This window comes from Flavivirga spongiicola, assembly GCF_030540825.1.
Taxonomy (GTDB): domain Bacteria; phylum Bacteroidota; class Bacteroidia; order Flavobacteriales; family Flavobacteriaceae; genus Flavivirga; species Flavivirga spongiicola.
This window is the reverse complement of the sequence record NZ_JAUOEO010000001.1, coordinates 1,364,542-1,377,669: the sequence shown is the minus strand read 5'-3', so window position 1 is coordinate 1,377,669 and position 13,128 is coordinate 1,364,542. Positions and strand designations below refer to the sequence as shown.

The 13,128-nt window shown below is 32.6% G+C and carries 12 protein-coding genes; 5 read left to right on the top strand and 7 right to left on the bottom strand.

Annotation, left to right across the window (positions count from 1 at the left end; all coding sequences use genetic code 11):
• Positions 1–196 precede the first annotated feature (196 nt).
• The 7 genes from rodA to Q4Q47_RS05195 form a co-directional block, all read right to left on the bottom strand.
• Positions 197–1,474: a rod shape-determining protein RodA gene (gene rodA, locus Q4Q47_RS05225; protein WP_303305594.1), complete on the bottom strand. Its 1,278-nt coding sequence runs from the start codon at positions 1,472–1,474 to the stop codon at positions 197–199.
• Positions 1,475–1,478: 4 nt separating this feature from the next.
• On the bottom strand, positions 1,479–3,410 hold the full coding sequence (mrdA, locus tag Q4Q47_RS05220) for a penicillin-binding protein 2 (protein ID WP_303305593.1): 1,932 nt from the start codon (positions 3,408–3,410) through the stop codon (positions 1,479–1,481).
• A complete protein-coding gene (gene mreD, locus Q4Q47_RS05215) occupies positions 3,407–3,913 on the bottom strand; it encodes a rod shape-determining protein MreD (protein ID WP_303305592.1) in 507 nt (168 codons plus the stop codon). The genes mrdA and mreD overlap by 4 nt, the downstream gene beginning before the upstream one ends.
• Positions 3,906–4,712: a rod shape-determining protein MreC gene (gene mreC / locus Q4Q47_RS05210; RefSeq protein ID WP_303305591.1), complete on the bottom strand. Its 807-nt coding sequence runs from the start codon at positions 4,710–4,712 to the stop codon at positions 3,906–3,908. The genes mreD and mreC overlap by 8 nt, the downstream gene beginning before the upstream one ends.
• Positions 4,713–4,718: 6 nt before the next feature.
• Positions 4,719–5,747 carry a rod shape-determining protein gene (locus Q4Q47_RS05205; protein WP_303305590.1) on the bottom strand — a complete coding sequence of 343 codons (1,029 nt, stop codon included), beginning with the start codon at positions 5,745–5,747 and terminating at the stop codon, positions 4,719–4,721.
• A gap of 170 nt (positions 5,748–5,917) precedes the next feature.
• Positions 5,918–7,450 (bottom strand): bifunctional phosphoribosylaminoimidazolecarboxamide formyltransferase/IMP cyclohydrolase, encoded by a 1,533-nt coding sequence (purH, locus tag Q4Q47_RS05200; protein WP_303305589.1) that lies wholly within the window; start codon positions 7,448–7,450, stop codon positions 5,918–5,920.
• A 254-nt stretch (positions 7,451–7,704) separates the two neighbouring features.
• On the bottom strand, positions 7,705–8,160 hold the full coding sequence (locus Q4Q47_RS05195; protein ID WP_303305588.1) for a GAF domain-containing protein: 456 nt from the start codon (positions 8,158–8,160) through the stop codon (positions 7,705–7,707).
• A 228-nt stretch (positions 8,161–8,388) separates the two neighbouring features.
• On the opposite strand from Q4Q47_RS05195, the gene xrtF reads away from it, so the two are divergent.
• From xrtF to Q4Q47_RS05170, 5 genes are all read left to right on the top strand, one after another.
• On the top strand, positions 8,389–8,940 hold the full coding sequence (xrtF, locus tag Q4Q47_RS05190) for an exosortase family protein XrtF (protein WP_303305587.1): 552 nt from the start codon (positions 8,389–8,391) through the stop codon (positions 8,938–8,940).
• Complete coding sequence (locus Q4Q47_RS05185; protein WP_303305586.1) at positions 8,933–9,361, top strand: exosortase F system-associated membrane protein; 429 nt, start codon at positions 8,933–8,935, stop codon at positions 9,359–9,361. Before xrtF ends, Q4Q47_RS05185 begins: the two co-directional genes overlap by 8 nt.
• Before the next feature lie 208 nt (positions 9,362–9,569).
• Positions 9,570–9,983, top strand: a complete 414-nt coding sequence (locus Q4Q47_RS05180; protein WP_408612109.1) for an HYC_CC_PP family protein — start codon at positions 9,570–9,572, stop codon at positions 9,981–9,983.
• A 70-nt stretch (positions 9,984–10,053) separates the two neighbouring features.
• Positions 10,054–10,800: a heavy-metal-associated domain-containing protein gene (locus Q4Q47_RS05175; protein ID WP_303305584.1), complete on the top strand. Its 747-nt coding sequence runs from the start codon at positions 10,054–10,056 to the stop codon at positions 10,798–10,800.
• Complete coding sequence (locus tag Q4Q47_RS05170) at positions 10,801–13,056, top strand: TonB-dependent receptor (RefSeq protein WP_303305583.1); 2,256 nt, start codon at positions 10,801–10,803, stop codon at positions 13,054–13,056.
• The last annotated feature ends 72 nt before the right edge of the window (positions 13,057–13,128 follow it).

The following is a 13,128-nucleotide window of genomic DNA, read 5'->3' as shown; positions in this document are numbered from 1 at the left end:
TCGTCTTGACTTTTTCTATTTCCTAAAAATGGCTAAAATTCGACCATATTTCGTCACTTTTATTATCTGTAGCGATGCTATGCCTTTCAAAAAGCGCCTTATCTGGACATATTTTATCTCATTTTCGGTTAAACACAAAAAGCCAAGATGAGTTCTACATTTTATGATAGTAATGGTATTAAATGGCTATTACCGACTACCATTCATTAATTTTGTTAGAATCTAATTTAATAAAGATAAAAATTAGAATGGTAAACGCCCAAAGACCAGATCCACCATAACTGAATAGAGGTAGCGGAATCCCTATAGTTGGAATTAACCCCATGACCATGCCAATATTGATTAAAAAATGAATAAATATAATAGAAGCTACACCATAACCATACACCCTACTAAATTGCGATTTTTGTAATTCTGCTAAGTGGAGAATACGCAATAAGAGTAAAATAAACACGATAACCACAAAGGAACTGCCTAAGAATCCCCATTCTTCCCCAACAGTGCTAAAAATATAATCGGTATGTTGTTCAGGCACAAACTTCCCAGTCGTTCTGGTACCTTCCATAAAACCTCTGCCGTTAAAACCACCTGAACTAATTGCTTTTTCAGATTCGTTTAAGTTATAGGCAAAAGTTTTTTTCATTGCTTCTAGCTTAACAGGGTCTTTTTCTAACCGCAACCATAAACTTATTCTGTCTTGTTGGTGAGGTTTTAAAATGCTGTCATAAAACAATTTTATTCCATAAGACAGTCCTATGGAAAGTAATAACATAAATAAAGATTGAAATAATGTAAACTTTTTTCTGTTTAAAAAATAATAACCTAAAATAAAAATAGAAGCAATTACTGAGGTTGTTAAAGGGCCAAATTTTAAAGCCAAAACGGATAGTATGATAACGGACACGCCTATAGAGAGGTAATACTTTGGTAATCCTTCTCTATACAAAACAAAAAAGAAAGCACCATAAACAATGGTACTGCCAGTGTCATTTTGTAATAAAACCAAAAGAGCCGGAATAATAATAATTATAAAGGTTTGAATTTGATCTTTAAAACTGTTAATGTTCGTATTTAAATCACTGATCTGTTTTGCTACAGCGAGTGCAGTGGCTGTTTTCGCAAATTCGCTAGGTTGAAGTGTCATAGAGCCAATGGCATACCATGATGTAGCACCGTTTACATTTTTTCCGAAGATAAAAAGCCCAATAAGGGATAGCATAGATACTATATATATAATACTTGAAAAGCGCTCATAAAATTTGGCTTCAATACCTAAAATAACTATAATGATACAAAAAGTGAGTAGTATAAATATGGATTGCTTGCCATAAGGTTGTGAGAAAGTAAAATAGTCTATATCACCTCCTGTATGAGAAGCCGATAGTATATTTAACCAACCAAATCCGACCAGTAACAAAAAGAGGATAATGGTAATCCAATCAAATTTATAATGTTTGTTAGTTTCCCTAACCATTCATTTATAGGTTTTGTGAAGTTTTTAATCGCCGCTTAAGTCGTTTATATTCAGAGTCGTCAACAAGCTGTAACTTAGTATATTCATTTATTCTAAAAGGTTCTCCAGAATATGGTTTAGCGTATTCGTTTTCTAAACTATGTCTTAAAATCCACTCTTCAAGATCTTTTCTGGTAATGGCGCCTTTAATATGTTTTTCAATCATTAAGCTAGCTATTTTACCTGCGAACCGGCTTCCCCAATAACCATTTTCAACAAAAACAGCAATAGCTATTTTAGGATCATTTTTAGGCGCAAAAGCAACGAAAATAGAATGATCTGTAAGTTGTGTTTTTAAACTATCTATAATAGCAAAATTCTCTACAGTTCCAGTTTTGCCACAGATGTCTATATCTTTTACTTGTAAAAATGCGGCAGTCCCTTTTTTATAAACTTGTAGCATGCCTTCTATTACTGGTTCAAAATGGGTTTTATCAATGGTTGTATACCTAGTTTTTGTAAACTGTTCGGGTAGTGTTTTGCCTTCAATAGATTTAATAATATGTGGCGTGTAGTAATAGCCTCTATTCGCTATGGCAGCAATCATATTGGCCAACTGAATGGGGGTGGTGGCTACTTCACCTTGTCCGATAGCATTGGATATGGTGTAAGTTGAATAAAAAGTTTTAGGATATATATGTTTGTAGTAGTTTCTGTCTGGAATTCTACCTTTTTGTCCAACATATAGATCATTGTTTAAAAAATTACCTAAACCAAAACTTTTAGCATGCTTGCTCCAGATGTCAATGCCTGTTGAAGAATTACCGCTTTTATCTAAAATTTTTCTATAAGTAGTTGCAAAATAAGCATTGCAAGATTCTTGTATTCCTGAAATCAAATTATTACGCTTACCAATATAGCAGTGGCATTTCATAAAACGATTACCATATTTATATCCGGCATAACAGGTAACAGTTTCATGAGGCGTTATAACGCCTTCCTGTAAACCAATTAAGGCATTCATTAATTTAAAAGGTGAACCGGGTTCGTAAACACCTTGTAAACTTCTATTAAATAAAGGTTTTGCTATAGAATCATTGAAAAGTGTAGTGAAATTTTTAGAGCGTTCTCTTCCTACTAAAAGATTAGGGTCGTAGGTCGGAGCTGCTATCATAGCTAATATTTCTCCCGAAGCTGGTTCAATAGCAATAACGCCACCACGTTTATTTTGCATGAGTAGTTCGCCGTATTCTTGCAGTTTTGCATCAATAGTAATCGTAATATCTTTTCCTTGTTCTGGGATGGTATCAAACGTACCTTCTTTATAGGGACCAATATTTCTATTAAATCTATCTTTTTGGATAAACTTAATGCCTTTTACACCCCGAAGTATGTCTTCGTAAGATGCTTCAACCCCTTGTTTTCCCTTTAAATCTCCCATTCTGTAATAGGAATCTTTTTTTAAATCGCTGGTGTTTACCTCTCCTATATCCCCTAAAACATTAGCACCAATAGTAGTTTGGTAATGTCTGAGTGATCTTTTTTGAATATAAAATCCTTCAAACTTTCGCATTTTTTCCTGCAAAGCGGCATAATCTTCTTTTGATAAATGAGATACAAAAACGGAAGGTAATCTGGGAGAGTAGCGTCTTGCTCTATTATAAGTTTTTATAAACTGTTCTTTATCAATTTTTAATAATGAACAAAACTCAAGAGTATCCAATGGTTCTACTTCACGTGGAATAACCATAACATCATACGATGGTTGATTGGCTACTAAAAGTTGGTTATTTCTATCGTAAATAAACCCTCGCTTGGGATAATCATATACTTTTCTAATAGCATTATCATCAAATAAATTATGCTCATTTGAAGTATATACCTGAAGGTAAAAGAGTCTGAATATAAATAAAAGACCTACAAGTATTATAGAAACGAAAAGTAAGAGTTGTCTCATTTGGGATTTCGACTAAAAATAATAGTTATTATAGTACTTAATAAAATAGTAAATATACTTGAGAATAACGTTTTTTTAAGTATTAAAATTATTTTCGATAAGTTAAATATTTCTAATGAAAACAAAATACTATGGTGTAATATAACAAGTACTATAATATAAGTAAGTTTAGAACCAAAGTCTACAGCACCGAATCTTATATGATGGTGTTCGTACATCGTTCCAAAAGAAAATTTCAATATAACAGGTCTTACATAGGCAATAAATACACAAGCTGCTGCATGAATGCCTCCAGAATCTAAAAACATATCAGTAATTAACCCTAACAGGAAGCCTGATAAAATGATCATAACACGGTTACTTTTTACTGGAAAAAAAGCAATAAATAAAATGTATGGATAAGGGTTTATATAACCCAAAAAGTTAATGTTATTAAATAATAAAGCCTGTATTAATATTAATACAACAAAACGGACGCTATTTACAGAAAGTAAATTATTCATTTAGTAAATTAGTAATCTCAGGTTTATTAGTGTTTTCTATGATATAAACATGCTCCAGATCGGTCATATCGTTAAAAAGTCTCACATTAATCTCATAATAATTTTCGGCAGCATCAAGTTTGTAATTTTCGATGAGACCTATATTTATGTCTTTAGGGAATATAGAAGAACGTCCGGAAGTAACGATGGTATCTCCAACTAAAACATTAGCTATTTTAGGGATGTCTGTAAGTTGAACGATAGCAGGATTTTTAGCATCCCATTCTAAGGTGCCGAAGTGATTTGTTTTTTTTAGTTGAGCACTTATAGAACTTGTCGTATTTAAAATAGATATCACGGTTGCAAAATTGCCGCTTGTTTCGTCAACAATGCCTATAATACCTTGAGTTGTTACCACACCAAAATCTTGTTTTATACTGTCGTTTTCCCCTTTATTAATTAGGATTATATTATCTGTTGCAGAATAATTGTTTTTAATAACCTGAGCATTGGAAAAATAGTAAGGTGTATTAAGGCTATCTAAATGCTCTTTTTCCATAATACTTTTCGAATTATACAGAAGAGATTTTAAGTGCTTGTTTTCTTCAGATAAAAGTTTGTTTTGAGATTTTAAACTAAAATACTCACTAATATTATTTGCAGAATTGTAGATACTTCCTGTTAAAAAATTAGCTGAATTAATAAACTTACTCTTATGGTAAGAATGCGATTGAATCGTAAATAAAATTGAAATAGAAAACAGCAACAAGAACAACAAAAAGTTTTTGTTCCTTATTATAAAATTAATAATCTGTTGCATGGTATGCTATTTTATCAATACACTTTTGTATTTAGGTAAATTTTTAAGTGTAATACCAGTACCTCTAACGACTGCACGTAGTGGGTCTTCGGCTATGTAAACCGGAAGGTCTGTTTTTTGAGATAAACGCTTATCTAAACCTCGTAACATCGAGCCACCACCGGCTAAATAAATACCAGTGTTGTATATGTCTGCAGCTAATTCTGGAGGCGTTTGAGATAAAGTTTCCATAACAGCATCCTCAATTCTTAAGATAGATTTATCCAGAGCTTTAGCAATTTCTCTATGCGAAATAGATACTTGTTTAGGTTTACCAGTTAATAAATCGCGTCCTTGAACACTCATATCTTCCGGTGGCAATTCTAAATCTTCAGTTGCGGCACCTATTTGTATTTTTATTTTTTCTGCAGTACGCTCTCCAACATATAAGTTGTGTTGTGTACGCATATAGTAAACAATATCATTGGTGAAAACATCACCTGCAATTTTAACAGATTTGTCACAGACGATACCTCCAAGAGCTATAACAGCAATTTCTGTGGTACCACCACCTATATCCACAACCATATTTCCTTTAGGTTGCATAATATCTACACCAATACCAATAGCTGCTGCCATTGGTTCATGTATTAAATAGACCTCTTTACCATTGACACGTTCTGCACTTTCTTTTACAGCACGCATTTCTACTTCTGTAATCCCTGATGGAATACATATAACCATACGAAGCGCAGGTGTAAAAAACTTCTTTTTTAAAGCAGGTATGTTTTTAATGAACATACTTATCATTTGTTCAGACGCATCAAAATCTGCAATTACACCATCTTTTAAAGGGCGAATAGTTTTTATGTTTTCATGCGTTTTTCCCTGCATTAAACTGGCTTCTTTACCAACGGCAATAATTTTACCAGAAATTCTATCTCGTGCAACAATGGAAGGTGAATCAACAACTACTTTGTCGTTATGAATAATAAGTGTGTTTGCAGTTCCTAAATCTATTGCAATTTCTTCGGTTAGGAAGTCAAAAAAGCCCATGCGCTATTAATAATTTAAGTGGTTTAAAAAACGAATCCCGTAAATGTAATAAAAGTTAATAAATATATGGGTTTTAAGCCTGTTCAAATTTTATTAAAAAATACTATAATTTAATTATACGTTTTTTGTTGATTTTTAGATGACTAAAAACAATATATTTCTTTTGCCAATTAATGTTTAAAATGACGTGTGCCAGTGAAAACCATGGCTAAATTATTTTCATTACAATAATCAATGCTTAATTGATCTTTTATAGAGCCACCTGGTTGAATAACAGCAGTTACACCGGCATTTTTTGCAATCTCAACACAGTCCGGGAAAGGAAAAAAAGCATCACTCGCCATAGCAGCACCTTTCAAGTCAAAATTAAACGAATTTGCTTTATGGATGGCTTGTTCCAGAGCATCAACGCGACTTGTTTGCCCCGTACCGCTGGCACATAACTGCTTGTTTTTTGCTAATACAATGGTGTTAGATTTTGTGTGTTTACAAATTTTTGAAGCAAATATTAAATCTTCCAGTTCGCTATCGTTAGGAGTCGGGTTTGTAACATTTGTTAGACCTTCAATAGTATCAGTAATATTGTTTCTGTCTTGAAGCAACACGCCATTTAAACAACTTCTAACATTCATATTTGGTAATTCTATATCGTGAAGCACTAGTATAATACGATTCTTTTTGCCTTGAAGAATTGTTAGAGCTTCTGCCGAAAAAGAAGGCGCAATAACAACTTCACAGAATAGCTTATGAATTTCTTCTGCTGTAGCGACATCAATTTCAGTATTACTAATTAAAACACCTCCAAAAGCAGACACAGGGTCTCCTGCTAAAGCATCAATATAAGCTTGGTGTAGTGTGTCGCGTTGTGCTAAACCACAAGCGTTATTATGTTTTAAAATGGCAAAAGTTGGTGCGTCGTTTTTAAATTCAGTCATTAAATTTACAGCAGCATCAACATCTAAAAGGTTGTTATAACTTAATTCTTTACCATGAAGTTTCGTGAATAGCTCATCAAAGTTTCCAAAGAAAAAACCTCTTTGGTGAGGGTTTTCTCCGTAGCGCAATACTTTTCCTTTAGTTTCGCTAATCTTTAAAGCAGCTTCATCATGGTTTTTATTAAAATAGTTAAAAATAGCCGTGTCGTAATGTGAAGATATATTAAAGGCTTTGCCTGCAAAACGCTTTCTGTTTTCTTCTGAAATAGCGCCATTATTTTCAGAAATCAGATCTAAAAATTCAGCATAATCATCTACTGATGATACACAAATAACATCCGCATAGTTTTTAGCAGCAGCGCGAATTAACGAAATGCCACCAATATCAATTTTTTCAATAATATCTTGTTCGCTAGCACCCGAAGCCACTGTTTTTTCAAATGGATATAAATCAACAATAACCACATCAATTTGAGGAATTTCAAATGCTGCTAATTCTGCGACATCACCGTCATGATTTTGTCTGTTTAAAATACCACCAAAAACTTTAGGGTGTAACGTTTTTACACGGCCACCAAGAATAGAAGGATAAGAAGTTATCTCTTCAACAGGAACCACATCTACACCTAAATCGTTTATAAATTTTTGAGTACCACCAGTAGAGTATATGGTAACACCTTGTTCGTTTAATTTTTTTACAATAGGTTCTAATCCGTCTTTACTAAATACTGAGATTAATGCAGATTTAATGGTTTTCTCGTTGCTCATTAGTGTCGTGTTATGTTTTTAATTCCTGTTTCGGGAATGAGATTGTTGTTGTTTATCAGGGTTTTAAGCTGAAAAATTTAAATAATTGCAAAAGTACTTATTTACTTTAAAAAATAAGCTTAGAATTTTTAAAAAAGGAAGTGATTTTTCAACTAAAAAGAGAAGTTGTTAACATTAAGAGCCCAAAGTTTAAAGTTTGAAATTCAAAGTTTCATGTTTCTCGAATTTTAAACTCAGAATTTAGAATCTTGAACTTAAAATAATTTTGCTACTTGAGAACAAACAAACTCTAAAAAACGTTCGTCAGCTTCAGTAAATGGATCAGGCGTATTAGAATCAATATCAATTTGACCTATGTTTTTCTCATTTACAAAAATTGGAATAACAATTTCAGCTTTAACAGTAATACTACAAGCTATATAGTTATCCTGTGCAGCTACATCTGGTACTACAAAGTTTTCATTGCTAACAGCCACTTGTCCGCAAATGCCTTTCCCAAAGGGAATCACTTTATGGTCTGTAGGTGCTCCCACATAAGGGCCTAAATGTAATTCTTCTTTATCACCATTTCTAAAATAAAAACCAACCCAGTTGTAATATGCTATATGGGTTTCAAGTAGTTCACAAATGTTTAAAAGACGCTCATCTACTGTTTTTTCTGTATGCGAAACAATAGTTTCTACTTGTGGTTTTAGGTCTTTAAAAATCATAAATTCAAAAGTTTTGGTAAAAGTATTTAAAAAGATGTAATTTCGATATCCAGTTTTGCATATTTTTAATTTAACAAACCAGAAGTGATTTTTTGAAATTCAATTGGTATAACCGATGAAAACCATTTTTGCCACTAGATGAAACTTTCATAACGAACAGTCGATACCCAATTAAAGAATTACAATGGAAGCAACATGTGACCGATAAAAATAAACAATTATGAACACATGAAAACACTCTTTATAAAATACAAGTCGGTTATAAAGTTTATCCTTACTTTTTTATTGGTTTATATATCTTTTTCTGTGGTGTATAAGATGTATTTAGATGTTTCCGAAGGTTCGAAATTTTATCCTGATTATATGACACATTTGGTGGCTAAACAAAGTGAATCGTTATTAAACACGTTTGGATATCATGCTCAGGTGTTGCCGCACCCAGATGAACCCTCTATGAAAGTTATTGTAGATAACGAGTATTTAGCACGTGTTATTGAAGGGTGTAACTCTATAAGCGTTGTTATTTTATTCATATCATTTATTATGGCTTTTTCAGGAAAATTGAAAACTACATTTTTTTATATACTTTCCGGGAGTGTCTTAATTTATACGGTCAATTTACTGCGTATTGTCATATTAACCATAGCGTTATACCATTATCCTGAGCATAAGGAAATATTACATACGGTTGTTTTTCCTGCAATTATTTATGGAATTATGTTTTTATTGTGGATTTTTTGGGTGAATCGTTTTTCTAAACTAAAAAAGAAAAATGTCTAAATTAATTAAATACATAGTGTTATTTGTATTGTTCGGATTGCTGGTTTTAATTCGAGTTTTCGAAAATGAATTATTTTACGACCCTTATTTAGTGTTTTTTCAGAATGACTACCTGTATATTGATAGTCCAAGACGAGAAGTTTTAAAATTAGTAAGTTTCACCTCATTACGATATTTGCTAAACAGTATTATTTCATTAGGTATTTTATATGTGTTTTTTAAAGATAAAGGCATCATTAAATTTTCAATAATCATCTATGCGTTGGCTTATATTGTTTTGTTGTTAATCTATTTATACTTCGTTGTTAATCCGAGACAGGAAGATTATTATATGTTTTTTAATGTACGCCGTTTTTTAATACAACCTATTATTTTAATCTTATTATTACCTGCTTTTTATTATCACAGACTTAGAGGTTAAGTGAACTCATTTTGAGGTTTAATAAGTGCTATTATCTTGTAGTGATGCATTACATAAAAGATTTTGTCCAGAAACACCTACCAGCCAGTAGACAGGAAAGCATGATTTTTTTGTTTAATTAGGGGTAAATAAAAAAGTCAAGACAAGTTTAGTGTTAATCATTTAATAAAAAAATACTTTCAATTTCAATTTTTTGTATTTTTGTTATGTGATAAAAAAAATATTACATAAAAGTTTTTCAATGCTTCTGGCATTGCTCGTTCTGTTTTCAACAGTATCCTTTGCTATTGAAAAACATTTTTGCGGTGATGTTTTAGTAGATATTTCTATTTTTTCTGAAGTAGATAAGTGTTCTATGGAAGTTTATGAGTGTGCTTTAGAAAAGGTCACAAAGAAACGATGTTGTAAAGATGTGGTTGACGTTGTTGAAGGTCAAAATGAATTAAAATTTTCTTCATTTGAAGATTTAGATTTTGAGCAGCAACAAATTATTGCATCTTATACATACGCTTATATTGGTCTTTTTGAGGAGCTACCTAAGTTAACAATTCCTCACAAGGATTATTCTCCACCTAATTTGGTCGCTGACATACAAGTGCTGGACCAAGTCTTTATAATTTGATAGATAGATTTTTTTCATTCCCTTGAAAAAGGGAATCTCTTAAAATTTATTAATTCAAATTATTTTCAAAATGAAACATACATATGTAATTACAGGGATGACTTGTAATGGTTGCAGAACTTCGGTAGAAGATAAACTTAATGCTATTAAAGGCGTTTTAAATGTTATTGTAGATTTAGAAAAAGCAGAGGCCATTATAGAAATGTCAAACCGTATTTCTATAGATACATTACAAAAAGCGTTATCAGATAAATATTCAATTTCGGAAAAGAACGAGTCTGCTCCGAGTGCAGTTGAAGAGGTTCAAAGACCTTCTAATGTTATAGAAGAAAAAAAATCAGAGTTAAAACAGTTATTTCCTCTTTTTTTGATTTTCGGATATATTACAATAGCATCCGTGTTAATAAATTATAGACCATGGAGTGGAACAGATTTCATGCTGGATTTCATGGGACTTTTTTACATCGTTTTTAGTTTTTTTAAACTTTTAGATTTAAAAGGCTTTCCAGAATCTTTTAAAATGTACGACCCTCTGGCTAAAGTAATGCCTATTTATAGATGGGTATATCCATTTATTGAATTAGCATTGGGGATCTTATTTTTAATGCGTATTCAAATCCCAATAGCTTTAATAATCACATTGGTTATTTTAGGAATAACAACTATAGGGGTAACCAGAACACTTTTAAATAAGAAAACAATTCAATGTGCTTGTTTAGGAACTGCACTAAAACTCCCCATGACTAAAGCAACGTTTATTGAAAATAGCATTATGATGGTTATGGCAATAATCATGCTGATTAAAACCTACAATTAAATGAAAAGGATATTTTATATATTATTATTAATACTTCCAATTATAATGTCGTCTCAGAATAAAATTAGTGGGACCATCTTGGAAGCAAATGAAAAAAACGAACCCATTGGTTTACCAGGAGCCAATGTATATTGGTTAAACACTTCTGTTGGAGCAGTAACAGATATAGATGGAAAGTTTACAATCCCTTACGAAAAAGATTATACGCAATTGTTAATTAGTTATGTAGGGTATAAAACCGATACCATAACGATTAAGACCCCTAAAATGGTAAAGCATTGGTTGCAGCCAACGGATAATTTAGATGCTGTTACCATAAACTCTAGAAAACAAGCAACGGCAAAGTCTTATTTGCAAGCTACAAATGTATTTACGGTGAGTAGCGATGAGTTGTTAAAAGCGGCTTGTTGTAACCTCTCCGAGAGTTTTGAAACCAATCCATCTATTGATGTGAATTTTGCCGATGCTGTTACTGGAACACGACAAATAAAAATGCTGGGGCTCAATAGCCCGTATATTTTAATCGCTACCGAAAACATCCCATCAATTCGTGGTGCTTCACAAGCTTATGGTTTGAGTTTTATTCCCGGAACCTGGGTAGAGAGTATTCAAATAACAAAAGGAGCTGGTAGTGTTGTTAATGGATACGAAAGTATTGCAGGTCAAATAAACACAGAATTGGTAAAACCAGCTACCGACGATAAGCTGTTTGTAAATCTGTATGGTGCTTCCAGTGAACGTTTAGAGTTGAACACGCATATAAATACTAAGGTAAGTGATAAATGGCATACTGGATTGTATTTACATGGAAATACGCACAATAAAGAACATGATGTTAATGATGATGGTTTTATGGATATGCCCAAGTATCATCAAATTAATATTATGAACCGTTGGCAGTATACCAATGCCGAAAAAGGTTTTGTAAGTTTTATTAATCTGAAATTTTTAAATGATGAAAAGCAAACAGGGCAACTTGATTTTAATCCTGATACAGACAGGTTAACAACTAACGCATGGGGTAGTGAAATTGACACGAAACGCTATGAAATATCTGCTAAATTAGGCTATGTAAATCCTGAGATTCCCTATCAAAGTCTGGGTGTTCAAACTGCGTTTAGCAGCCATAAACAGGATTCTTATTTTGGATTGAATCAATATGATATCACACATAATAGCTTGTATGCCAATGCTATTTATAATTCTATCATTAGTGATTCCAGACACAAAATAAAAACAGGAGTGAGTTATACTTACGATCATTATGATGAACTTGTCAATACGACAGATTATGAAAGAACTGAAAGATCTGTTGGCGCGTTTTTTGAATACAACTATGATAATTTAGATAAGTTGAATCTAACAGCAGGTCTACGTATTGATGATCATAATTTATTGGGCACATTTGTAACACCTCGGGTGCATGCACGTTACACGCCTTGGGAGAAATCAGCATTACGAGCATCTTTTGGACGCGGAAAGCGTAGCGCTAATATTTTTGCTGAAAATCAACAACTATTTTCAACTTCAAGAGCGGTTAAGATAACGAGTTCCTCCCCTTTGGGGAGGCTAGGAGGGGCTATTTATGGTTTAGACCCTGAGATTGCATGGAATTATGGAGTGTCTTATTTGCAAGGATTTAATCTTTTTGGAAGAAAGGCAGATGTTACTTTAGACTATTATAAAACCGATTTTAAAAACCAGGTAGTGGTAGATTATGAAAACCCACAAGAAGTAAGTTTCTATAATTTGGAAGGTGATAGTTATGCGAATAGTTTTCAGCTAGAACTTAATTATAATGTATTTGAGCATTTCGATTTACGAATGGCTTATAAATATTATGACGTTAAAACAGATTATAACTCGGGTAAATTATCAAAACCATTAGTACCAACACACCGTTTATTTGCAAATACTTCTTATGAAACTCGTAGGCAAGAAGATGGTCAACAATGGAAATTTGATGCGACGTTTAATTGGTTGGGAGAACAACGCTTTTCTTCAACGGTAACAAATCCGGTGTCATATCAATTACCAGACAAAACACCAACACTTGCTACTTTAAATGTGCAAGTAACTAAAGTGTTTTCTCCAAAATTTGAAGTATATTTAGGAGGTGAAAATATAACTAATGTGAGACAGTCTAATCCCATTTTGGGAGCTGATGCCCCTTTTGGAGCGAATTTTGATACCACATTTGTATATGGCCCCATTTTTGGGAGTATGTATTACGCAGGATTGCGATTTAAAGTGTAAATTCCTGCGACCTGTGCTGAACTTGTTTCAGTAAGGCAGGAGTTTATTGAATTAAAATGAATTGTCATCACG